The sequence below is a fragment of the Streptomyces sp. 35G-GA-8 genome (assembly GCF_023534745.1).
Lineage (GTDB): Bacteria > Actinomycetota > Actinomycetes > Streptomycetales > Streptomycetaceae > Streptomyces.
On sequence record NZ_JAMHJQ010000002.1, the window covers coordinates 411,938 to 434,868 of the forward strand.

Below are 22,931 nucleotides of genomic sequence, written 5' to 3' on the forward strand. Positions count from 1 at the left end.
CCCGGGAGAGGGTGCGGGCCCACGCGCGTGGTGCCCTGCGGAGAGGCGGGATTCAGCCCGCGAGGATGGCGCGGGCGAGCCCGGCCGTCTCGGTCGGCGTCTTGCCGACCTTCACACCTGCGGCCTCCAGGGCCTCCTTCTTCGCCTGGGCGGTGCCGGAGGAGCCGGAGACGATGGCGCCGGCGTGGCCCATGGTCTTGCCCTCGGGCGCGGTGAAGCCCGCGACGTAGCCGACGACCGGCTTGGTGACGTTCTTGGCGATGAAGTCCGCCGCGCGCTCCTCGGCGTCGCCGCCGATCTCGCCGATCATCACGATCAGGTCGGTGTCGGGGTCGGCCTCGAACGCGGCGAGCGCGTCGATGTGCGTCGTACCGATGACCGGGTCGCCGCCGATGCCGACGGCCGAGGAGAAGCCGATGTCACGGAGCTCGTACATCATCTGGTAGGTCAGCGTGCCGGACTTGGACACGAGACCGATCCGGCCGGGCTTGGTGATGTCGCCCGGGATGATGCCCGCGTTGGACTGGCCGGGGGTGATCAGGCCGGGGCAGTTCGGACCGATGATCCGGGTCTTGTTACCCTTGCTGCCCGCGTACGCCCAGAAGGCGGCGGAGTCGTGCACCGCGATGCCCTCGGTGATCACGACGGCCAGGCCGATCTCGGCGTCGATCGCCTCGATGACGGCGGCCTTGGCGAAGGCCGGCGGCACGAAGACGACGGACACGTCGGCGCCGGTCTTCTCGATGGCCTCGGCGACGGAGCCGAAGACCGGTACGGACGTGCCGTCGAAGTCGACGGACGTGCCGGCCTTGCGCGGGTTCACACCGCCGACGATGTTGGTGCCGTCAGCGAGCATGAGCTTGGTGTGCTTCATGCCGGTGGCGCCGGTCATCCCCTGGACGATGACCTTGCTTTCCTTGGTCAGGAAAATAGCCATGGTGTTGGAGTCCCTGTCCCTTACTTCGCAGCCGCGAGCTCGGCGGCCTTGTCGGCCGCGCCGTCCATGGTGTCCACGCGCTGCACGAGCGGGTGGTTGGCGTCGGACAGGATCTTGCGACCCAGCTCCGCGTTGTTGCCGTCCAGACGCACGACCAGCGGCTTGGTGACGTCCTCGCCCTTGGTCTTGAGCAGCTCAAGGGCCTGGACGATGCCGTTGGCGACCTCGTCGCAGGCGGTGATGCCACCGAAGACATTGACGAACACGGACTTGACGTCCGGGTCGCCGAGGATGATCTCCAGGCCGTTCGCCATGACCTCGGCGGAGGCGCCGCCGCCGATGTCGAGGAAGTTGGCGGGCTTCACGCCGTTGTGGGCCTCACCGGCGTACGCGACGACGTCGAGGGTCGACATGACCAGACCCGCGCCGTTGCCGATGATGCCGACCTCGCCGTCGAGCTTGACGTAGTTGAGGTTCTTGGCCTTGGCCGCGGCCTCCAGCGGGTTGGCGGCGGCCTTGTCCTCAAGTGCCTCGTGCTCCGGCTGGCGGAAGTCGGCGTTCTCGTCGAGCGAGACCTTGCCGTCGAGCGCGATGATCTTGCCGTCACCGGACTTGATCAGCGGGTTGACCTCGACGAGGAGGGCGTCTTCCTTGATGAAGACGGTCCACAGCTTCTGCAGGACGTCGGCGACCTGGTCGGCGATCTCGGCCGGGAACTTCGCGGCGGCGACGATCTCGGCGGCCTTCTCGGGCGTGCAGCCCTCGTTGGCGTCGACCGGGATCTTGGCGAGCGCGTCGGGGTTCTCCTCCGCGACGACCTCGATCTCCACGCCGCCCTCGACGGAGGCCATGGCGAGGAAGGTGCGGTTGGTGCGGTCCAGCAGGAAGGAGACGTAGTACTCCTCCGCGATGTCCGCGGTCTGGGCCAGCATCACCTTGTGGACCGTGTGGCCCTTGATGTCCATGCCCAGGATCTGACCGGCCTTCTCGACGGCGTCCGCCGGGTCGGCGGCCAGCTTCACGCCACCCGCCTTCCCGCGCCCGCCGACCTTGACCTGCGCCTTGACGACGGCCTTGCCGCCGAGCCGCTCGGCCACCTCGCGAGCCGCGTCAGGCGTCGTGATGACTTCACCGGCCAGCACCGGTACACCGTGCTTGGCGAAGAGGTCCCTCGCCTGATACTCGAACAGGTCCACGCGTGTCCGTCCCTTGTGTCTTTTAAACCGCAGCCTGGTGATCGCGGGTTCGTTGTCTGCGTGGGCGTGCCGCGAAGGGCAACGTGACTGCGCTGTCACAGAGGGAGGCGTACTCGCTGTCCGGTACGCGGCATGTCCGTCTCGCAGGTTATCCCCGTGAACCGTGGCTCCCTAAATCAAGGATCACAGATGAGCGGTGATACCTGTCACAGAGCGGAGAGACGCGTCACACCAGGCGCGGGAGCCCTCCGTATCACCGGGAGATCACCGGGAGACCGCCCGGCTCGGCAGCTCCTTGTCCGGCAGGGGAAGGGGACGCTTCTCGATCGCCGCCGCCATCACCTCCGGGAAGAGATCGGGGGTGCAGGCGAAGGCCGGCGCACCGAGCGCGGCGAGGGCCGCCGCGTGCTCGCGGTCGTACGCGGGCGCTCCCTCGTCGGACAGCGCGAGCAGCGCCACGAACTGCACGCCCGACGCCTTCATCGCCGCGACGCGCTTGAGCATCCCGTCGCGTATCCCGCCCTCGTAGAGGTCGCTGATCAGGACGACCACGGTGTCCGCGGGCCGGGTGATCCGCGACTGGCAGTAGGTGAGCGCGCGGTTGATGTCGGTGCCCCCGCCGAGCTGCGTGCCGAACAGCACGTCGACGGGGTCGTCGAGCTGATCCGTGAGATCGACGACGGCGGTGTCGAAGACGACGAGCCGGGTGGCGAGGGAGCGCATGGAGGCCAGGACAGCGCCGAAGACGGAGGCGTAGACGACCGAGGCCGCCATCGAACCGGACTGGTCGATGCAGAGGATCACCTCCTTCTTCACGGACTGCGCGGCGCGGCCGTAGCCGATGAGCCGCTCCGGCACCACCGTGCCGTGCTCGGGGAGGTAGTTCTTGAGGTTCGCGCGGATCGTACGGTCCCAGTCGATGTCCCGGTGGCGCGGCCGGTTGACGCGCGCGGACCGGTCGAGCGCGCCGGTCAGGGTGGCGCGGGTACGGGTGGCGAGCCGCTTCTCGATGTCCGCGACCACCTTGCGCACGACGGCGCGCGCCGTCTCCTTGGTCGTCTCGGGCATCGCCTTGTTGAGCGAGAGCAGTGTGCCGACGAGATGGACGTCGGCCTCGACGGCCTCCAGCATCTCCGGCTCCAGGAGCAGCGCGGAGAGCCCGAGCCGGTCGATCGCGTCACGCTGCATGACCTGCACGACGGAGCTGGGGAAGTACGTACGGATGTCCCCGAGCCAGCGGGCGACGGCGGGCGCGGAGGCGCCGAGCCCGGCGGAGCGGTCGGTGCCGGCCGCTCCGCCCTTCTCCTTGCCCGAGCCGTAGAGGGCGGACAGCGCGCCGTCCATCGCCGCGTCCCTGCCGGAGAGCGCGCGGCCCGTCCCGTCGGCGCTCTCGCCGCCGAGCACCATCCGCCAGCGGCGCAGCCGCTCGTCGGCGGCGCGGTCCGTGCCGTCGGTGCCGACGCCGTCGCCCATTCCACCGCTCATCCCGCCGCTCATCCCGCCGCTCGTCGCGCCGCTCATCCCGTCGCCTCCAGAAGGTCGTCGCTGTCGTCGGTGGTTCCGCTGCCTTCGGCGCCCAGCAGCAGACGGAGCACCGGCAGTACGGCGTCCGCGCGCGCCTCGTCGAGCCCCGGGCCGAAGCCGGGCGCGGCGGCCTCGGACGCCACCGGGCCGCCCTGCGCGGGCCCGCGTCTGACCAGCTCGCCCAGCGTGCGCCGCACGCCCGGCTCGTACGCGGAGAACGTGCGGCGCAGCAGCGGGAGCACATCCGTGAAGGCCTCGGCCGACACCCCGGTCAGCCAGGCGTCCACGAGGCCGAGGAGGCGTTCGTCATGGACCAGGAGCATGCCGCCCGCGCTGCTCCCCGCCTGCCGGCGCCCCGCACCGGCCGGTCCGCCGACGAAGCCCTCGATCCAGGCCGCCGCGTCGGTCGGCGGCGTTCCTGGCGAGAGCGCGAGCCCCATGAACCGCGCGGCCTCGTCCTCGGCGAGCCGGCCGTCGTCCAGCAGCAGCCGGGCGGCCCGGCCCCTGATCACCCCCGGGACGGTGTCCCGTCCGGCGAGCTTGTGCAGGACGGCTTCCCAGCGCCCGGCCAGATCCCGGCCGCGGTCGTCCGGGAGGAGGCCGACGGCGATATGGACGCTGTCGAGATGCCCCCGCATCTCGGCCGCTCCGTCCGCGTCGAGCCCCGCGCAGGCGGGCGGCAGACCGACGCAGATCCGCTCGGCCAGCCCCGCAGCCACCTCACCGAGGGCACCGGTGTCGGTGGAGCGCACGTCCCCGTACCGCAGCGAGCGGGCCAGCGCGGGCAGCGCCTGGGCGAGCCGGCCGACGTCGGCGTCGAGCGCGGCGCGATCGGCCAGGGCCCGCATCACCACGGGCAGGGCGTCGGGAAGCGCGGCGAGCAGACAGCGCTCGGCCAGCGCCGTGACCTCCGCGAGCGCGGTCGCGGAGAGGGCCCGTGACTCGGCCTTGGCGGTGGCGGCGGAGAGCACGGTCGTGCCCCATACACCGGCCTCCGCGACCCGTACGTACAGCTCGGGCTCCCAGCGCAGCCGCCAGGTCTCCCGGAACGTGCCGGTGCTCCCCCGCCCCGCGGCCGGTTCGCCCCAGTCGATACCGAGCAGTCGCAGCCGGTGCAGGAGCCTGCCGCGCTCGGCGTCGGTCTCCTTACGGAGGTCGAGGTCCAGCTCGCGCTCCAGCGCCTCCGGCTTGAGCCGCAGCGTGCGCTGGAGCGCGGTCAGATCCCGCTGGAGCGGCACGGCGGGGGCCGCGTCCGGAACCTCACCGAGCACCTCGCCGACGATGAGCCGGTCGTGGATGAGGCCGAGCGGCACATCCGATCCCTCGCACATCACGGCCCGGACCGCGTCGGTGGTCTCGGTCAGTCCGGCGAGCGGACGTCCGCGCATGGCGGCCAGCGTCTCGGCGAGCCGTACCGCCTCGATGACATGGGCCGAGGAGACGGTCCTGTCCTCCTCCCTGAGCAGACCGGCGACCTTGGTGAGCCAGCGCTCCACGGGGCGGTCGGGCACACCGAAGAGATGCCCGTACCAGCCGGGCGAGTCGATGCCCGCGCCGTAGCCGCTGTGCCGGGCCAGCCTGCGGTGGGTCCAGGGCACCCATGTCATCCCGGTCTTGACCTTGGGCAGGCCCTTCAGCAGCGCGCGGTCCGCGGCGGCGGTGGTCTTCCGGCCGAGCGCGGGCACATGCCAGGCACCGCAGACCACGGCGACGCCGTCGTCCCCGAACTCCTTGCGCGCGGCCCTGAGCCGACCGCGCATATGGGCCTCACGGACGAGATCGCGCCGGGGTCCGCCGTCGCCGTACCGCTCGCGCAGCGCGCCCATGGCCTCGGCGACGGCGGCGAACGGCGCGAAGGGGTCGTCCGCGCCGCCCGCGCCCTGATGCTCGACGACGTCCTCCCACCAGCGCTCGGGGTCGTCGTACCCGGCGGCCTCGGCGAGAACGGCGAGCGGATCGATCCGCAGGCTCGCGTCGTCCCGGGACGCGTCGGACTCGGCGGGGTCGTCGGACTCGGCCGACTCGGCGTCGCCGGAAGCCTCGTCCGCCGCGGCGAGCGCCAGTGAGTGCGCGGCGGGCAGATCGATGAACCGGGCCGGTACGTCATGCGCCAGCGCCCAGCGGATCGCGACCCACTCCGGGGAGAACTCGGCCAGCGGCCAGAACGCCGCGCGCCCCGGATCGTCCACCGCGTGCGCCAGGAGCGCGACGGGCGGGCGCATCGCCTCGTCGGCGGCGAGCGCCAGCAGCGCGTCCCCCTCGGGCGGGCCCTCGATGAGGACGACCCGGGGCGCCGCCGCGTCGAGCGCCGCCCGTACCGCACGCGCGGACCCAGGCCCGTGATGCCGGACCCCGAGCAGCGTCGGTCCGTGCGCCGTGGTCACGCGCTCACCTCGCGGCAGGCGCGGTAGAAGTCCTTCCAGCCGTCGCGCTCGCGGACCACCGTCTCGACATACTCCTGCCAGATCACCCGGTCCGCCGCCGGGTCGCGGACCACCGCGCCGAGGATGCCCGCCGCGACATCGCCCGGCCGCAGCACGCCGTCCCCGAAGTGGGCGGCGAGCGCGAGGCCGTTGGTGACCACGGAGATCGCCTCGGCCGTGGAGAGCGTCCCCGAGGGGGACTTGAGTTTCGTACGGCCGTCGGTCGTGACGCCGTCGCGCAGTTCACGGAAGACCGTGACGACCCGGCGGATCTCGTCGATGCCCTCCGGCCCGGCAGGCAGATCGAGCGAGCGTCCCATCTGGTCCACCCGCCGGGAGACGATGTCGACCTCGGCCTCGGGGGTGGCCGGCAGCGGCAGGACCACGGTGTTGAAGCGGCGGCGCAGCGCGCTGGAGAGGTCGTTGACCCCCCGGTCGCGGTCATTGGCCGTGGCGATCAGATTGAACCCCCGGACGGCCTGCACCTCTTGTCCCAGCTCGGGGACCGGCAGGGTCTTCTCCGACAGGATCGTGATGAGCGAGTCCTGCACATCGGCGGGGATACGGGTCAGCTCCTCGACGCGCGCGGTCATCCCCTCCGACATGGCCCGCATCACCGGACTGGGCACCAGCGCGTCACGGCTGGGGCCGTGGGCGAGCAGCTGCGCGTAGTTCCAGCCGTAGCGGATCGCCTCCTCGGGCGTGCCGGCCGTGCCCTGCACGAGCAGGGTCGAGTCGCCGCTGACGGCCGCCGCGAGATGCTCGGACACCCAGGTCTTGGCGGTGCCCGGCACACCGAGGAGCAGCAGCGCCCGGTCGGTGGCGAGCGTGGTGACCGCCACTTCGACGATCCGCCGCGGTCCCACGTACTTCGGTGTGATCACCGTCCCGTCGGCCAGCGTGCCACCGAGCAGATACGTGGCCACGGCCCAGGGCGACAGCCGCCACCTGACGGGCCGCTGCCGGTCGTCGGCCGCGGCCAGCGCTTTCAGCTCGTCGGCGAACGCGTCCTCGGCGTGCGGGCGCAGCGCCTCCTCGGTCCCGGCGGGCGCGGTGTTTTCGGGCACGGTCATGGATCCCCCTCCAGATCGGTCGACCGGATGTGAGTTCCACGGTGCACCACGCCACTGACAATCGACCGTCGCCGCGGGCCGGGCGGGACCTCGCGGACGCGCCCGCGTACGAGGGGAGTTGCCGACGACGGCGATCACCGGTGATGACCGGTGCGGGGAGTTACCCGGCGATCGGGGACACCGCGATGCAGCCGCCCGCCGCGGCCTTGCCCGCGTCCGTCTCCTCCTTGATGACCTCACCCTTGTAGATGATCTTGCAGGTGACCTCGGCGCCTGCCGGGTCCAGGGCGGTCGGCATGACGCCGGGCGGCATGATGCCGCGCAGCGTGACCGTCTTCGTCCACGGCAGCGTGGGCTTCTCGACCGTCTCGATCTTGGGTTCCATGGCCTCGCCGCCCCCGCCGTGGTAGTCGATCGTGTCGATGTTCTTGCCGGTGACCTCGTAGGTGACCTCGTAGGTCTCGTTGACGGCCTTGTCGACCTCGTCGGTCACGGCCTTGTCCACCCGCTCCGCGGCCTCGGAACAGGCGCCGAGGCCCAGCGCGAGACCGGTGACGGCGAGGGTGGAGAGGGCGGCGCGGACAGTGCGGTTCATTGGTGATCCCCCCGGATCGTGGCGTAGGAAGCTCGCACGATATAGCAAAGAGAAAGTAAAGTCATGCTGCCGTTTGTTCGTTGAATCCGCAGGTCAGAGCGATTGTCAGTGGGGCGCTCTAACGTCGTGGACATGAATCAAACGGGGGTGCGCTGGACGACGGAACAGGTGCTCGCTCTTGCTCCTGACGAAGCGTCACGCAAAGCGGGCAACAAACTGAGCACGGCCGGACCGTGGTCGGAGGCGGGCAGCGGCTCCGCGGGGGCCGTGTGGGGTCTGTGCAAGGGCAGCGGCAGTAAGCCGTATCAGACCATTGTGGACACAACGGGCCCTGCCTACAAGTGCAGTTGCCCCAGCCGGAAGTTTCCGTGCAAGCACGCGCTGGGGCTGCTGCTGCTCTGGGCCGCGGACGAGCGAAGCGTGCCGGAGGCGGCGGAGGAGCCCGGCTGGGCCGGGGAATGGCTCGAAGGGCGCCGGAAGAAGAGCGAGGAGCGGGACGCGGGGGATGCCGGCGCGGCCGGGTCCGGGAAGCCCGCCGATCCCGAGGCCGCGCGGCGCAGGGCGGAGCGCAGGGCCACCCGGATCAGCGCGGGTGCCTCGGAGCTCGACCAGCGGCTGACGGATCTCCTGCGCGGCGGGCTGGCCTCGGCGGAGCAGTCGGGGTACGGGCTGTGGGAGGAGACGGCGGCCCGCATGGTCGACGCGCAGGCGCCGGGGCTCGCCGGCCGGGTGCGGGAGCTGGGAGCCATCCCCGGCTCGGGCCCCGGCTGGCCGGTACGACTGCTGGAGGAGTCCGCGCTGCTGCATCTGCTGACCACGGCATGGCTCGGCCGCGACCGGCTGCCGGAGCCGCTGGCGACGACGGTACGTACGAGGATCGGTCTCCCGTCACCGGCCGGGGGTCCGCCGGTCAGGGACCACTGGCTGGTCCTGGCGCAGTACGACTCCTCGGACGGCAAGCTCCTCACCCGCCGGATCCGGTTGTACGGACGGGATTCGGGGCGTTCCGCGCTGCTGCTCGCCTTCGGCGCGGCGGGGCGCTCCCCGCAACTGGGCCTGCCGGTCGGCCTGATGATCGAGGCCGAGATCACCCCGCACGGCGGCGCGGGGCAGCTACGGGCCGACTGGGGGCGGCAGTTCGGCGCCCCGGCCCCGATCCCGGGACCGCCGCCCGGCGGCTCCACGACAGCGGCGATAGAGGCGTACGGCGCGGCGCTGCGCGCGGATCCCTGGCTGGACGCCTGGCCGGTGACGCTGACCGACGTCATACCCGTGCCGGCGCCGGGCGGTGGCTGGCAACTGGCGGACGCGGACGGGGAATCCGCGCTGCCCATCACGGGCTCGGCCCTCTCGGGGCCCGGTCCCTGGAAGCTGGCCGCGCTGTCCGGCGGCGGTCCGGTCACGGTCTTCGGCGAGTGCGGCCACCGCGGCTTCCATCCGCTCGCGGCCTGGGCCGAGGACGGTGCCGCTCATCCGCCGGTCCCGCTGACCTGACGGTCCCGCCGGCCCGACGGTCCCGCTGGCCCGACGGTCCTGCCGCCCTGACCGTCCCGCTGACCCGACGGTCCTGCCGCCCTGGCGGCCCCGTTCACCCATTGGTCCCGCTCAGCCGACCGCGCCGACAACGGAGGGCTCCATGACGGACACGACTCGCACCATCGACCCGGCCGGCCCCACCGGCACGCCCCGCGTCACGACGCTCTGGGAAGGGCTGGTCACCTCCGCCCTGCTCGGTACGGAGCGCCGCACCCCGCCCACGGAGATCCTGGCCCCGGGCAAGGAGGCGCCGGTGGCCCTGCTGGACGCCGCCGCGCTGCACACCGTACGGCGCAGGGCCGGGCTCCTTCCGGCGCGCGCCGCCGCCCGCCCGGAGCGCGCGCCCCACGACGGCCGGGCGCGGCTGCCGGAGGCGGCGGGACGACGGCTCGGCCAGCTGCTGGCCGACCGTTCGGGGTCCTCCGGCGGAGGGCGGCGCGGCGCGGCGCCCGACCTCACCGAACTGCTCCCGCAGTGGCTCGCCGCCGCGAATGAGCACGGCTACCGCGCGCCCGCCGCCGTACTGCCCGCGCTGCTCGACGCGGCCCGCGCGCGTACCGATCTGCGACCGCAGGCGCTGACGTTCGCCGGGCCGCGCGGGCTCTGGCTCGCCCGGCTCAACCCGGAGTGGAAGTTCGCGCTGCGGGGTGCGTCCGGCGGAGCCCTGCTGCCCGATCCACGGGACGGCGAGGCGGTCCGACTGCTCTGGGAGGAGGGCCTGTTCGCCGAGCGGGTCGCGCTGCTCGCCGCCGTACGGGCCCATGACGCGGAGGCTTCCCGGGCGCTGCTCGCCTCGACCTGGACCACCGAGCGCGCCGAGGACCGGCTGATGTTCCTCGACTCGCTGCGTACGGGGCTGTCGGGGGCCGACGAGCCGTTCCTGGAGCGGGCCCTGTCGGACCGCAGCCGCAACGTCCGCCATACCGCCGCCGAGTTGCTCTCCGCGCTGCCGGGCTCCGCCCTCGCAGGAAGGATGGCGGCCCGCGCGGCGACCTGCGTCAGCATGGACCGTACGGGCGGCGGACAGGTCATCTCGGTGGAGGCGCCGCACGAATGCGACGCGGACATGCAGCGCGACGGCGTGGTCCCGGCCCCGCCGGCCGGCCGGGGGGAACGGTCCTGGTGGCTGGGCCAGTTGGTCGAGGCGGCCCCGCTGGCCACCTGGCCCGCCAGGCTGGGCGGCCGTACCCCCGAGGAGATCGTCGCGCTGCCCGTCCTGGACGACTGGGCGGCCGAACTGCACGCCGCGTGGTGCCGGGCGGCCGTACGGCAGCGGGACGCGCGCTGGTCCACGGCCCTGCTGGGCGCCCCGGCCGCCTCCCCGGCCGCCGGCCCCGGCACCTCGTCACTGGCGGAACGGGCGAAACTCCTGGCCACGCTGGAGCCCGCCGAACGAGCCTCCTGGGTGGCCGCGTTCATAGCCGCCCACGGTCTCTCGGAGGCGTTCCAGCTGCTCGGCGTCTGCGCGGTGCCGTGGGCGGAGCCCCTGGGCCGCGCGGTCGTGGACGCGCTGGACATCGCCCGGGACGCGGGAAGCTACCCCTGGAGCTTCAGCGGGGTCATGGGCCTCGCCGAGCGATGCCTCGACCCCGCAGAGGCGGGCCGGCTGGAGCTGCTCACCGCGGCCCAGGACGAGCCGGAGGACGCGTCACCGGGCGCGGGCGGCTACTGGTCGGAAGCCTTCCTGCGACTGGTCTCCACGCTGCGTCTGCGCGCGTCGATGCTGGCGGAACTCAAGGGACTCGACGGGCTCGACGGGCTCGACAGATCCGACGGGTCCGGCGGATCCGGCGGGTCCGACGACCTCGGCCACGTCGCCGAACTCACCGAACCCGCGACGCCATGAACGACGGCGCGCGTCACACGCCCTGGCGGACATTGGCGTTGACCCACGTGACGATGGAGGTCGTCGTCGCGCCGGGGGTGAAGATCTCGGCCACGCCCAGCTCCTTGAGCGGGGCGATGTCCGCGTCCGGGATGATGCCGCCGCCGAAGACCTTGATGTCCGCCGCGTCCCGGTCCTTGAGCAGTTCGATCACCTTCGCGAAGAGCGTGTTGTGCGCCCCGGAGAGAATCGACAGACCGATCGCCTCGGCGTCCTCCTGGATCGCGGTGTCCACGATCTGCTCGGGCGTCTGATGGAGCCCCGTGTAGATGACCTCCATCCCCGCGTCCCGCAGCGCTCGCGCGATCACCTTGGCCCCGCGGTCGTGTCCGTCGAGCCCCGGCTTCGCCACCACCACCCGGATCGGCCCGCCGGCCGCGTGCGCTCCGCTCGTCCCGTCCTGGCTCCGCGACTGATTCTCCGGATGCTGATTCTCCGGATCCCAGGCCACACCCATCACTGCCTCCACATACCGACCGCACTGTCATTGGCACGGGTCCCCGCGCCCCGGTCCGGTCGGGACCGGGCACACGGAAGTGAACGAACGTTATCCACAGCATCCCGCACGCGGCTGTTTCGCGGAGGACGGCGAGGGGGAAATCACACGTGGGACATGTTCGCTTTGCGTCGTTCCGGTATGACTCGGCATACCCGGCCGGGTCGGGACGACCGCAAGGGGAGCCGCAAGAGGAGTCGCCACACGGGCGCCGTTCCACCGTGCCGCCAGCCGCGCGGCGCGGTGGCACGGCTCGTGTGTACCGACCCCGGCACTTCAGGCGTGCCGGAAGCCATCCGACCCGCCCGGCGGCGCCCCGTGAGGGCACGCGGGGGTCAGAGCCGCCCCCCGGGTGTCGTTCGGAGGTCGGCCATGAAGGTTTCGCCGTTCTTGCCGCTCTTTCCCTTCGTTCCGCCGCTCCTGCGCCAGGCCGGCCGCGTGTGGAACGCCACGCCCGCCGCCGATCTGCTCCGCGCCACCGCGCTCGATCTGGCGGTGCTCAGCGGCCATCTCGTCCTCTACCCGGCCGGAATCGTCCAGGAGCGCCGTGCCGAGCCCCTGCCCCCGGAAACCGCCCAGCTGCCCACGGAGGGCCGCGCACACCCCCCTGTGGTCCTGCTCCACGGCCTCGTCGACAACCGGTCCGTCTTCGTCCTGCTGCGCCGCTCTCTCGCCCGGCACGGCTGGACCCGTCTTGTATCGCTCAACTACTCGCCGCTGACCTGCGACATCCGCACCGCGGCCGAGTCTCTCGCCGAGTACGTCGAGGAGATCTGCGCCCGCACCGGCCACCGCCAGGTCGATGTGATCGGACACAGCCTCGGCGGCCTGATCGCGCGGTATTACGTACAGCGTCTGGGCGGTGACACTCGGGTACGTACGCTGATCACGATCGCCACGCCGCACGAGGGCACGGCCGTCGTCCCGCTGGCGAACGCCCACCCCGTCGTACGGCAGATGCGGCCCGGTTCGGACCTGATCGAGGAGTTGCGGCTGCCCGCGCCCGGCTGCCGAACGCGGTTCGTGAGCTTCTGGAGCGATCTCGACCAACTGATGGCGCCGGCCCTCACCGCGCGTATCACGCACCCTGATCTGCTGGCGGAGAACGTGCTGGTGAGCGGCGTGGGACATCTCGCCATGACGGTGCACCCCGGAGTCGCGGCCGGCATCCGGCACGCGCTCGAATCTCCCGACCACATAGGCGAATCCGGGCTGGACTCGGTCAACTCCGGCCTCGCGCCCGGGGAATCCGGGGAGGCGTCCACGGACGAATCCGGGGACGAGCCGGGGGACGAGTCCGGGGAGAACGGCCCACGCTTCGACGGACCGGCCTCCGCCGCCTGACGCGTGACTCCCGACGCCTGACGCCTGACGCCTGACGGGCGTGACTCCTGGCGGCGCGTGACTCCTCGAAAACGCCTCTCGAATTCCCGCTCCCCTTTCGAACAAATTTCGAACGTAGGGCCAAGTCTGCGCCCGTCGTCCGCCGAAACACGGCCGAATGCCCGTTTCAACGGAACGCAAAACCTGCCGAAGATTGTCGCCGTCCTATACCGCCGGGTACAGTCGCGGCCACTGCTTTCACTCAGGGGGCCCTGTCGTCCGACAGGCTCCCGGAGGAAACCCTGGTTCTGCTGCCGAGGCGAGAGAGAAGTTGGTGAACGACCAGCACGCCCACGCCGGGTACGCCGCATACGACGGCTACCAGACCGGCAGCTTCGAGACCGACCCACTCTTCGGCACCCTGCCGGACGGCTCGGGCGGCTACGAGAACCCCCAGGCCACCACCGGCCAGTACGACAGCACGCAGTGGCAGACCGGCGCCCATCAGACGACCGGCGGATACGACGCGTACGCCACACCGCAGTACGACACCAGCGGCCAGTGGGCCACCGTCACAGCCCCGCCCGACAACGGCTATCAGCAGGTTCCGGGCATTCCGGGCCAGTCGGCGGAGCCGGATGTCACGGGCCAATGGGACGCCGACGCCTGGAATCAGGCGAACCAGGCGAGCCACGCGCATCCGACCGACCAGCTGAACGGGACGGACAGCACAGGGCAGTTCGACTCCACGCAGTTCGGTTACGGCATCTCGGAGCACACCGCCGCGACACCGTTCGACCCTGCCGCACAGTTCGCGGGCGCACAGTTCGAGACCGCGCAGTTCGACGCCACGCGGCTTGACGCCACGCAGTTCGAGGCAGCGCAGTTCGGGTACGAGGCGACCGCGCAGTGGGCGGCGGCGCCCGCGTTCGACACCGGCGCGTACGACGCCACCGCCTGGAACTCGCCCGGTACGACGCCGGGTACGACGGCCGATACCGCGTACGACGCCGCGCACGAGCACTACGGCCAGGACGGCGGCCCCGGCCCGTACGAGCAGTACGACCTCGCCCAGGGCGCCGAGTACGGCGCCCCCGGGCCGGAGCCTGAACACGCCTTCGACGCGGACCCCGGCTACGACGCGGAACCCGGCTACGACGCCGAGACCGGCACGGAGAAAGACGCCCACGCCGAGGCCGAAGAGGCCGGGCGCGAAGGCGATACGGACGCGGACTCCGCTCCCGAGGCCGAACTGCCGCACATGCACATGGCGGAGACGATGACCGCCCCCGTCGTCAGTCTGCCGCCCCGTGGCGAACGCCGGGCCGGTGGCAGCCCGGTCGGCGGCCGGAGCCGGCGCCGTAGCCCCGCCAAGCGCTCCGCGCTCCTCACCGTCGCCGTCCCCTCCGCCTGTGTGATGGGCGTCGCCGGTGTCGCCGCCGCCTCCGTCGGTGGCCTCGGCGCGGGCGAGGAGCCCCAGGCGGACAAGACCACGACCGCCGCGGCCGCCGATCCCGGCTCCGTGAAGCCCGTGGCCGCGAACAACAAGCTGGACACCCAGCTCGCCGCACTCAACGCGGACGCCCGTGACTTCGGTGACCGGGCCAGCCGTACGCAGGAGCGCATCGACCTCCAGGCGCGGCAGGAAGCGGAGAGGAAGAAGCGCGAGGCGGAGGCGGCCCGCAAGGAGGCCGAGCGCCCCAAGTTCGTCCTCCCCGTCTCGCAGCATGGACTCAGCGCGTACTACGGCCAGGCCGGGGTCAACTGGATGTCCATGCACACCGGGATCGACTTCCCCGTGTCGTACGGTACGCCGGTGATGGCCGCGACGGACGGCACCGTACGCACGCAGTACAACAGCGCCTACGGCAACATGGCCATCGTGACCTCACCCGATGGCACCGAGACCTGGTACTGCCATCTCAGCACCACGAAGATCCGCTCCGGTTCGGTCAAGGCCGGTGATGTGATCGCGTATTCGGGGAACTCGGGCAACTCCACCGGACCCCACCTGCACTTCGAGGTACGGCCCGGTGGTGGCGCCTCGATCGACCCGCTGGCCTGGCTCCGCAGCCACGGCGTCGACCCGACGTAAGCACTCCGCGCCCGGCGCGCCGCGCGTCGGGTACGGCGCGGTCCCGTACGTTCGCCCCGCGCCGCGCCCCGCTCCCCGACCCGCCCCTACAGCTTCTCGACGGGCGCGTACCGCAGCAGCAGCCGCTTGGGCTTCGTGTCGCCGAAGTCGACCGTCGCCTGCGTGTCCGCGCCCGTACCCGTCACCGCCATGACCGTGCCGAGACCGAACTGGTCGTGCGTCACGCGGTCCCCGACCGCCAGCGCGATCACCGGCTTCTCGGTGGTGCGCCGCGTGGCGAAGCCCGAGGGGCCACCGCCCGACCTCGACCGCGAGGCGGCCGACAAGGACGACGACAGCGAGGACGTGACCCCGGACGTGGGCCCCGCCGGGATCTGCGCGCCGGTCCGCTTCCACTCCAGATGGTGTCCGGGGATCTCCTCCAGGAACCTCGACGGCGGGTTGTACGAGGGCTGGCCCCACGCGCTCCGCATCGACGACCGGGTCAGATACAGACGCTCGCGGGCGCGGGTGATGCCCACATACGCCAGCCGCCGCTCCTCCTCCAGCTCCTTCGTCTGGCCGAGGGCGCGCATGTGCGGGAAGACGCCGTCCTCCATGCCGGACAGGAACACGACAGGGAACTCAAGGCCCTTGGCGGTGTGCAGCGTCATCAGCGTGATGACACCGGAGCCGTCCTCGTCCTCGTCGGGGATCTGGTCGGAGTCGGCGACGAGCGCCACCTTCTCCAGGAATTCGGCGAGCGTACCGGCCGTAGCAGTCGGACCGGTCGCCTCCGCGGCTGCCTGGCCGCGCTCCTGCTCGAACTCCAGCGCCACTGCGGCCAGTTCCTGAAGGTTCTCGATACGCGTCTCGTCCTGCGGATCGGTCGACGCCTGCAACTCGGCCAGATAGCCGGTCCGTTCGAGCACGGCCTCCAGGATCGTCGCGGGCCCGGCGCCGGACTCGACGACCGTACGCAACTCCTCCATCAGCGTGTTGAACCGCTTGACGGCGTTGGCCGAGCGGGCGGCCATTCCGTACGCCTCGTCCACCCGCCGCAGCGCCTGCGGGAAGGTGATCTTCTCGCGCAGCGCGAGCGCGTCGATCATCGCCTCCGCGCGGTCCCCGATGCCGCGCTTGGGCACATTGAGGATCCGGCGCAGCGGGACATTGTCCTCCGGGTTGGCCAGAACGCGCAGATAGGCCAGCACATCGCGGACCTCCTTGCGCTCGTAGAAGCGCACCCCGCCGACGACCTTGTAGGGCAGGCCGACGCGGATGAAGATCTCCTCGAAGACACGGGACTGCGCGTTCGTACGGTAGAAGACCGCGACATCGCCCGCCTTGGCCTCGCCCGCGTCCGTCAGCCGGTCGATCTCATCGGCGACGAACTGTGCCTCGTCGTGCTCCGTGTCCGCGACATAGCCGGTGATCTGGGCGCCCGCGCCGGCCTTCGTCCACAGATTCTTCGGCCGGCGGCTCTCGTTCCGCTCGATGACGGCGTTGGCGGCGCTCAGGATCGTCTGTGTGGAGCGGTAGTTCTGCTCCAGCAAAATAGTCGTCGCGTCCGGGTAGTCCTCCTCGAACTGGAGGATGTTACGGATCGTGGCGCCCCGGAAGGCGTAGATCGACTGGTCGGCGTCCCCGACGACACACAGCTCGGCCGGGTCGTGCTCCTCGCCGGAGGGGCCCACCAGCTCGCGTACGAGGGTGTACTGCGCGTGGTTGGTGTCCTGGTACTCGTCCACCAGGACATGCCGGAAGCGCCGCCGGTAGTGCTCGGCGACATCGGGGAACGCCTGGAGCAGATGGACGGTGGTCATGATGATGTCGTCGAAGTCCAGCGCGTTGGCCTCGCGCAGCCGCGCCTGGTATATCCGGTAGGCCTCGGCGAGCATCTTCTCGAAGCCGTCGGTGGCCTGGTCGGCGAAGGTCTCCTCGTCGATCAGCTCGTTCTTCAGATTCGAGATCTTGGCGCTGAAGGACTTGGGCGGGTAGCGCTTGGGGTCGAGGTCCAGATCACGGCAGACCAGGGCCATCAGACGCTTGGAGTCGGCGGCGTCGTAGATGGAGAACGACGAGGTGAACCCGAGCCTCTTCGACTCGCGCCGCAGGATCCGTACGCAGGCGCTGTGGAACGTCATGACCCACATGGCGTTGGCGCGCGGGCCGACGAGCTGGCCGACGCGCTCCTTCATCTCGCCCGCGGCCTTGTTGGTGAACGTGATCGCCAGTATCTGACCGGGGTGGACACCGCGGCTGCCCAGCAGATACGCGATCCGGTGGGTCAGCACCCGGGTCTTGCCCGACCCGGCCCCGGCCACGATGAGCAGCGGCGAGCCGGTGTGCACGACGGCGGCGCGCTGCTCCTCGTTCAGCCCTTCGAGCAGCGCGGCGGGGTCCACGACCGTGCGCGGGGCGCCGTCCCGGTGGTACGGGTCCCGCGCCGGAGGCGCGTCGTAGGCCCCCTGGAAGAGGTCGTCGGGCACCTGCTCCGGTGCGTGCTCGGCGTCGTCCTCGGGCGGCGGTGGATGCTCGTCGCCGGAGGGCTGGAGGTCCGCCAGGAAACTGTCGTCAAAGAGGCTGCTCATCGCTTTCCGAGTCTAGGCCGCCGCACTGACACACCGCGCCCGCCTTCGGGATTCCCCGCCATTCCCCCGGCCGCCGTCACCCACGCCGTCACCCTCGCCGCAGCCCCCGTCGCCATCACCACGGGCGGCACCCCGGTCACTCATCGTGGCGGAAAGGCGCCGCCGGCCCCCTTCGCACATCGCACGCGCAAATGGTCACGAAAATGTATCGGGCATTTCGGCCATCGACCTTCACACCAGCACCACACTTTGGCTAGCGTGCTCGATCAGGCAGCCCGTACCCCCAACGGCGACCCACGCCAAGCGGGCGGCCCACGCCGAATTCGGACTTTTCCTAAGGAAGTTCGGAACCGGGGACCCACACTGCACAACCGGGGTGAATCGGGCCTTTCGCTCAAGGCCCGTAGGGCAGCCTTCCGTTCCGCCCGAACCCGACAGCTAGGGCCTGTCGTTTGGATCAGGCCGGATCAGGGAGCGGGGTCTGGTGCCGTGGATCGCAAGGCGGAGGAGGGAGCCCACGCGGAGCGTAGGCGACCGACGACAACGCGGCGAGGCGCGGTACCAGGGCACGCGAGCCCGGCATGATCCAAACGACAGGCCCTGACCCGGTAGGCGGTCCACGGAAGGAGATGCAGACCTTGGCGTCGCATCGCAAGCCGCGCAGTCTCAGCGGAGTACGTACCGCCTCTCCCGCCGTCGGGCTCACGACAGCCGCGCTCGCCTCGGTCACACTGCTCTCGACGCAGAGCGCGAGCGCCACGCCCGTCGAGCCGAAGCCGTCCATGGAAGAGGTACAGAAGAAGGTCGACGATCTGTACCGCCAGGCCGGGAGCGAGACACAGAAGTACAACAGGGCGAAAGAGGCCACGCAGAAGCAGAAGCGCGCGGTCGACCGCGTGCTCGACGAGGTCGCCAAGCGCGCGGACAAGCTGAATGAGGCCCGGCGTACGCTCGGCTCGTTCGCGGCCGCGCAGTACCGCGAAGGCGCGGTCACCCCGACCGCCGCCCTGCTCTTCGCGGACAGCCCGCAGGCGTTCTTCGAGCAGAAGCAGGTGACGGACCGGCTGACGGAGCGTCAGCGCGGTGTCCTCACCGACTACCAGACGCAGCAGGCCGCCGCCGCGAAGCAGCGGGCGCAGGCGTCGAAGGACCTGGAGTCGCTCACCGCCTCGCAGGCCGCGCTGCGCACCAGCAAGCAGAGCGTGCAGCAGAAGCTCGGCGCGGCGCGTGCGCTGCTGTCGAAGCTGACCACGGAGGAGAAGGCGCGGCTGGCCGCGCTGGAGCGCAAGAAGGAAGAGGAGGCCCGCCGCAAGGCGGAGGCGCGGGCCAAGCTGGAGGCCCGCGCGAAGGCGGAGGCCGAGCGCAAGCGCAAGGAACAGCAGGCCCAGAACCCGTCGACCGATACGAGCACGGGCACGGGCTCGGGGACAGGCTCAGGCACAGGCTCAGGAACGGGCTCGGGCCAGAGCGGCACAGGCTCCGGTACGGACACCGGCAGCGGCAGCGGCAGCGGCAGCGGCAGCGGCAGCAGCACCGGGTCCGGCACGAGCGGCGGCACGGGAGCCTCGGACGGCAGCTACGCCACCAAGGCCGCCAAGGTCCTCTCCTTCGCCCGCGCCCAGATAGGCAAGCCGTACGTCTGGGGCGCCACGGGCCCCAGCTCGTACGACTGCTCGGGCCTGACCCAGGCCGCCTGGAAGGCGGCGGGCGTGGAGCTGCCGCGCACCACCTGGGAACAGGTGAAGGCCGGCACGCGCGTCGCGACCGACGATCTGCTCCCCGGTGACCTGGTCTTCTTCTACGACGACATCAGCCATGTCGGGATCTATATCGGCGACGGCATGATGATCCACGCCCCCAAGCCGGGCGCGAACGTCCGCGAGGAGTCGATCTACTACATGCCGATCTACGGGAGCATCCGCCCCGCCTGACGGACTGTCAGCGGCGCGGGGACGCGCCCACGCGCGCTGGGGCAATGATTTCGGAAAGATCCGCCACACCAAGAACTTCCACCGTAGATCTTTACGTCTGACCTTATGAAAATCGCGCGGAGCAGAGCCGATGGCCCCCCGGCCGAAGCACACCTTCGCGCGATGAACCGAGGTCCTCAGGCGTGCGGGCCCGGCGCGGCGCTGGTCGGTTACCACGTCGCGCCTCGTCGTGCTGCGGCCTGAGGCATGGTGACGACATAGGGAAGTTCATGCATTTTCGAAAGACGATCCCCGCGATCGCTCTCGGTGTGGTGTCACTGACGGCTCCCCTCGCCGTCGCGGGTACCAGCACCGCGGCGACGGCGCTCGAAGCGACGGCGGCGGATTCCTCCCAGGTCTCCGACACCACGCTCACCGACGGCAACGGCAAGCCCGCCGGCACCCTGTCGGCGAAGGCGGGATCAGGGACCGGGAAGGTGTTCTCCACGGGTGAGATCACCGGTGAGCGCTTCTCGTCGATCGGCCTCAGCTGGAAGAAGGAGTCCGCCGTCGACGACGGACTGACCGCCGAGACGCGGGTCCACCGCGACGGGGCCTGGGAATCGTGGCGGGAGGTTCCCCTGGAGCTCGACGAGGGTGTGGCCGAGGAGGCGAAGCGGGCCGGCGCGCCCGCCTTCTACACGGACGACGCGGACGGGGTGGAGGTCCGCTTCACGTCTCCGCAGGGCAGCCTCCCGCAGGACCTGCGGCTGTCGTTCATCGACCCGGCCCAGAGCCAGGCCGCCTCTTCCCCGGACCGCCGGCCGCGCTCCACGGGGACCGGACAGCCGGACGTGAAGCTGCGGAAGGACTGGGGCGCGGACGAGACGCTGTCCGATCCCGGGTACAAGACCCAGCCCTCGATCAAGGCCGCCCTCATCCACCACACCGTGACGGGGAACAACTCCTACACCCAGGAGCAGGTGCCGCAGATCATCAACGGCATCTACGTCCAGCACATCAAGGTCCTCGGCTACGGCGACTTCCCCTACCACTTCATCGTCGACCGCTTCGGCGGCATCTGGGAGGGCCGCAAGGGCTCCATCGAGATGCGGCCGGGCACCGAGATTCCCGGCATCCTCGGCGGCCACGCGTCCGGCTTCAACACCAACACCTTCGGTGTCGCGATGCTCGGCAACTTCGAGCCGAACAACAGCGAGGGCGGCGAGGACACCGGCCCCGACCCGAAGCCGACCGACGCCATGGTCAAGAGCCTGGCCGACGTGCTCGCCTGGAAGACCGGCCAGTACCAGCTGAACCCGGAAGGCTCCACGCAGCTCGTCTCGGCCGGCGGAGGCGGCACCAACCCGCACCCGGTGGGCACGGTGCTCGACGTACCGGTCATCTCCAGCCACCGGGACGTGAATGTGACGGCCTGCCCGGGCGCCAAGCTCTACGAAATGCTTCCTGACCTGCGCAAGCAGGTGGCCGACCAGCTCGGCTGAGAGGCGTGAGGGGCGCCCCTGTCCGCCGGGACACGGGCGCCCCGGTCCACATCCGAGCGCGCCGTGCCGGGTCCCGGTATCAGGTCCAGAGCGTGGCGATGAAGATATTGGCCACCGTCAGCCCGCCCACCGCGCCGAACAGCGGCTTCGGGGCGGTCTCGTCGTCGCGCTTCACGTACACCACGGCCAGGATCACGACCAGCACCGCGAGCTTGATGCCGATCTTGATGTTGTTCACCGTCTGGTCGTCGGCCTGGTTGAGGCCCACGAGGGCGACGCCCGTGATGAGCATCGTCAGCGCGCCGTGCAGCATCGCCTTGTTGAAGCGGGCCGTGCCCGTGCTCATCGACTTCATCTGAGTGAGAAAGCCGCCGAGCAGCGAGGCTATGCCGATGATGTGGAGCGCGACGAAGACATTGATGAGTACGTCCATGCCCGGAGCCTATCGAGGGCCATATCACCGCCGAGCGGCGAGGTGGGGCCCCGTTCCGATATCGGTCGGGTACGGACGGAAAGGCATGCCGAGTTCGCGATCATGCCGGTCATAAGACAGCCCTGTTCCGCCACCTCTCGCCAATACCGGCCATGCCGAGGCCGGACTGTGACCTTGCGCCCTAGCGTCCTTCTCCTGGCGACCGGCCATGACCCACCGTGACCGACTAGGGAAGAGGTTCCACCCCCGTGGCAGCGCACCGAAAGCCCAGACAGCGCACGCTCACCGGCCCCGCCGGCCGTACCGCCGCCACCCTCGCGCTCGCCGGAGCCGCGACCGCCACCGCGCTCGACGGCGCCGCACACGCCGAACCACAGCTCACCCCGGCCCAGGTCAAGGCCGAGGTCGACGCGTTGTACGAGCAGGCGGAGACCGCCACCGAGCGGTACAACGGCACGAAGGTGAAGGCGGACAAGGCCCGTACCGCGCTCACGCGGCTGCGGGACGAGGCCACGCGCAGGACGGAACGGCTCAACAGCTCGCGCAACGCGCTCGGTTCGATCGCCTCCGCGCAGTACCGGGCCGGTGGGCTCGACCCCGCCGTACAACTCGCGCTCAGCTCCTCGCCCGAGGAGTACCTGGAAGGCGCCTCGCTCGCCGAACGTGCCGGTTCCCGGCAGGCCGCCAGGATCACCGCGATCCGCAAGGAACTCGCCCGGATCGCCGAACTGCGCACCCGGGCCGACGGGCGGCTCGCGGAACTGACGGCCTCTCAGTCCGAGCTGGCCCGCCACAGATCCGCCATCCAGGAGAAGATCGGCGCGGCCCAGCGGCTGCTCGACCGGCTCACCACGCAGCAGCGTGCGGGGTACGACCAGGAGCGGGACGGCAGGGGCGCGAACGCCGCGTCCGCGGCGCCCGGTGCGGTGCGGGCCCCGAACGCCCGCGCCGCCGCGGCCGTCGCCTTCGCCTACGGGGCGATCGGCAAGCCGTACGTCTGGGGCGCGACCGGGCCCGGCGCCTTCGACTGCTCCGGGCTCACCCAGGCCGCCTGGCGCTCCGCGGGCGTCGCCCTCCCCCGTACCACCTACACCCAGATCAACACGGGACAGCGGGTCTCACGGGGCGCTCTCGCCCCCGGCGACCTGGTGTTCTTCTTCTCCGGCATCAGCCATGTGGGGATCTACGTGGGCGGCGGCCAGATGGTGCACGCCCCCCGGCCCGGCTCGGCGGTCCGGCTGGCGCCGATCGACCAGATGCCGTTCGCCGGGGCGAGCCGGCCGGCCTAGAAACGCCGGTCGGACGACCTGGAAACGGTGGCCGGACCGCCCCGGAAAACTCTCACGGACCCCCCTCAGGGCCTGTCCGGTGCCGAACGGCCCACGCCGGAATGCCGGTTCGCCGTCCCCGGGTCACTATGGCAGCAG

Annotated in this window: 16 protein-coding genes and 1 riboswitch; of the genes, 7 read left to right on the plus strand and 9 right to left on the minus strand. The window is 71.2% G+C overall.

The window, feature by feature from the left end; translation table 11 throughout:
• Positions 1 to 52: 52 nt before the first annotated feature.
• The 6 genes from sucD to M1203_RS05025 form a co-directional block, all read right to left on the minus strand.
• Positions 53 to 937, minus strand: a complete 885-nt coding sequence (gene sucD, locus M1203_RS05000) for a succinate--CoA ligase subunit alpha (protein WP_249948262.1) — start codon at positions 935 to 937, stop codon at positions 53 to 55.
• Positions 938 to 957: 20 nt separating this feature from the next.
• A complete protein-coding gene (gene sucC / locus M1203_RS05005) occupies positions 958 to 2,133 on the minus strand; it encodes an ADP-forming succinate--CoA ligase subunit beta (protein WP_030351522.1) in 1,176 nt (391 codons plus the stop codon).
• A 264-nt stretch (positions 2,134 to 2,397) separates the two neighbouring features.
• A complete protein-coding gene (locus M1203_RS05010; protein WP_249948524.1) occupies positions 2,398 to 3,606 on the minus strand; it encodes a VWA domain-containing protein in 1,209 nt (402 codons plus the stop codon).
• 44 nt (positions 3,607 to 3,650) lie between these two features.
• Positions 3,651 to 6,041 (minus strand): DUF5682 family protein, encoded by a 2,391-nt coding sequence (locus tag M1203_RS05015; protein WP_249948263.1) that lies wholly within the window; start codon positions 6,039 to 6,041, stop codon positions 3,651 to 3,653.
• On the minus strand, positions 6,038 to 7,153 hold the full coding sequence (locus tag M1203_RS05020) for an AAA family ATPase (RefSeq protein ID WP_249948264.1): 1,116 nt from the start codon (positions 7,151 to 7,153) through the stop codon (positions 6,038 to 6,040). Before M1203_RS05020 ends, M1203_RS05015 begins: the two co-directional genes overlap by 4 nt.
• 160 nt (positions 7,154 to 7,313) lie before the next feature.
• A complete protein-coding gene (locus tag M1203_RS05025) occupies positions 7,314 to 7,748 on the minus strand; it encodes an MmpS family transport accessory protein (protein ID WP_249948265.1) in 435 nt (144 codons plus the stop codon).
• A 132-nt stretch (positions 7,749 to 7,880) separates the two neighbouring features.
• On the opposite strand from M1203_RS05025, the gene M1203_RS05030 reads away from it, so the two are divergent.
• Positions 7,881 to 9,242: an SWIM zinc finger family protein gene (locus M1203_RS05030; RefSeq protein ID WP_249948266.1), complete on the plus strand. Its 1,362-nt coding sequence runs from the start codon at positions 7,881 to 7,883 to the stop codon at positions 9,240 to 9,242.
• A 142-nt stretch (positions 9,243 to 9,384) separates the two neighbouring features.
• Positions 9,385 to 11,130 carry a DUF5691 domain-containing protein gene (locus tag M1203_RS05035; protein WP_249948267.1) on the plus strand — a complete coding sequence of 582 codons (1,746 nt, stop codon included), beginning with the start codon at positions 9,385 to 9,387 and terminating at the stop codon, positions 11,128 to 11,130.
• Positions 11,131 to 11,143: 13 nt separating this feature from the next.
• Here M1203_RS05035 and M1203_RS05040 read toward each other — a convergent pair whose 3' ends face one another.
• On the minus strand, positions 11,144 to 11,626 hold the full coding sequence (locus tag M1203_RS05040; RefSeq protein ID WP_249948268.1) for a cobalamin B12-binding domain-containing protein: 483 nt from the start codon (positions 11,624 to 11,626) through the stop codon (positions 11,144 to 11,146).
• Between the two features lie 411 nt (positions 11,627 to 12,037).
• On the opposite strand from M1203_RS05040, the gene M1203_RS05045 reads away from it, so the two are divergent.
• Both M1203_RS05045 and M1203_RS05050 read left to right on the plus strand, forming a co-directional pair.
• Positions 12,038 to 13,009 (plus strand): triacylglycerol lipase, encoded by a 972-nt coding sequence (locus M1203_RS05045; RefSeq protein ID WP_249948269.1) that lies wholly within the window; start codon positions 12,038 to 12,040, stop codon positions 13,007 to 13,009.
• Positions 13,010 to 13,322: 313 nt separating this feature from the next.
• Entirely contained in the window at positions 13,323 to 15,083 is a 1,761-nt protein-coding gene (locus M1203_RS05050; protein ID WP_249948270.1) for a M23 family metallopeptidase, read from the plus strand.
• Positions 15,084 to 15,169: 86 nt separating this feature from the next.
• On the opposite strand, the gene pcrA is transcribed toward M1203_RS05050, so the two are convergent.
• Positions 15,170 to 17,656 (minus strand): DNA helicase PcrA, encoded by a 2,487-nt coding sequence (gene pcrA, locus M1203_RS05055; RefSeq protein WP_249948271.1) that lies wholly within the window; start codon positions 17,654 to 17,656, stop codon positions 15,170 to 15,172.
• 315 nt (positions 17,657 to 17,971) lie between these two features.
• Positions 17,972 to 18,126: riboswitch (cyclic di-AMP (ydaO/yuaA leader) on the plus strand.
• 168 nt (positions 18,127 to 18,294) lie between these two features.
• Here pcrA and M1203_RS05060 point away from each other — a divergent pair.
• Together M1203_RS05060 and M1203_RS05065 are read left to right on the plus strand one after the other, a co-directional pair.
• Positions 18,295 to 19,587 (plus strand): NlpC/P60 family protein, encoded by a 1,293-nt coding sequence (locus M1203_RS05060; protein WP_249948272.1) that lies wholly within the window; start codon positions 18,295 to 18,297, stop codon positions 19,585 to 19,587.
• A 269-nt stretch (positions 19,588 to 19,856) separates the two neighbouring features.
• Positions 19,857 to 21,071: an N-acetylmuramoyl-L-alanine amidase gene (locus tag M1203_RS05065; RefSeq protein ID WP_249948273.1), complete on the plus strand. Its 1,215-nt coding sequence runs from the start codon at positions 19,857 to 19,859 to the stop codon at positions 21,069 to 21,071.
• Positions 21,072 to 21,150: 79 nt separating this feature from the next.
• On the opposite strand, the gene M1203_RS05070 is transcribed toward M1203_RS05065, so the two are convergent.
• Positions 21,151 to 21,504: a hypothetical protein gene (locus tag M1203_RS05070; RefSeq protein WP_249948274.1), complete on the minus strand. Its 354-nt coding sequence runs from the start codon at positions 21,502 to 21,504 to the stop codon at positions 21,151 to 21,153.
• 248 nt (positions 21,505 to 21,752) lie between these two features.
• On the opposite strand from M1203_RS05070, the gene M1203_RS05075 reads away from it, so the two are divergent.
• Entirely contained in the window at positions 21,753 to 22,793 is a 1,041-nt protein-coding gene (locus tag M1203_RS05075) for a C40 family peptidase (RefSeq protein WP_249948275.1), read from the plus strand.
• Positions 22,794 to 22,931 lie beyond the last annotated feature (138 nt).

Excerpts from the sequence above, each read along its gene's own strand:
- sucD (WP_249948262.1), bottom strand. The coding sequence starts at position 937 with ATGGCTATTTTCCTGACCAAGGAAAGCAAGGTCATCGTCCAGGGGATG.
- M1203_RS05010 (WP_249948524.1), bottom strand. The coding sequence starts at position 3,606 with ATGGGCGACGGCGTCGGCACCGACGGCACGGACCGCGCCGCCGACGAG.
- M1203_RS05020 (WP_249948264.1), bottom strand. The coding sequence starts at position 7,153 with ATGACCGTGCCCGAAAACACCGCGCCCGCCGGGACCGAGGAGGCGCTG.
- M1203_RS05025 (WP_249948265.1), bottom strand. The coding sequence starts at position 7,748 with ATGAACCGCACTGTCCGCGCCGCCCTCTCCACCCTCGCCGTCACCGGT.
- M1203_RS05030 (WP_249948266.1), top strand. The coding sequence starts at position 7,881 with ATGAATCAAACGGGGGTGCGCTGGACGACGGAACAGGTGCTCGCTCTT.
- M1203_RS05035 (WP_249948267.1), top strand. The coding sequence starts at position 9,385 with ATGACGGACACGACTCGCACCATCGACCCGGCCGGCCCCACCGGCACG.
- M1203_RS05040 (WP_249948268.1), bottom strand. The coding sequence starts at position 11,626 with ATGGGTGTGGCCTGGGATCCGGAGAATCAGCATCCGGAGAATCAGTCG.
- M1203_RS05045 (WP_249948269.1), top strand. The coding sequence starts at position 12,038 with ATGAAGGTTTCGCCGTTCTTGCCGCTCTTTCCCTTCGTTCCGCCGCTC.
- pcrA (WP_249948271.1), bottom strand. The coding sequence starts at position 17,656 with ATGAGCAGCCTCTTTGACGACAGTTTCCTGGCGGACCTCCAGCCCTCC.
- M1203_RS05065 (WP_249948273.1), top strand. The coding sequence starts at position 19,857 with ATGCATTTTCGAAAGACGATCCCCGCGATCGCTCTCGGTGTGGTGTCA.
- M1203_RS05070 (WP_249948274.1), bottom strand. The coding sequence starts at position 21,504 with ATGGACGTACTCATCAATGTCTTCGTCGCGCTCCACATCATCGGCATA.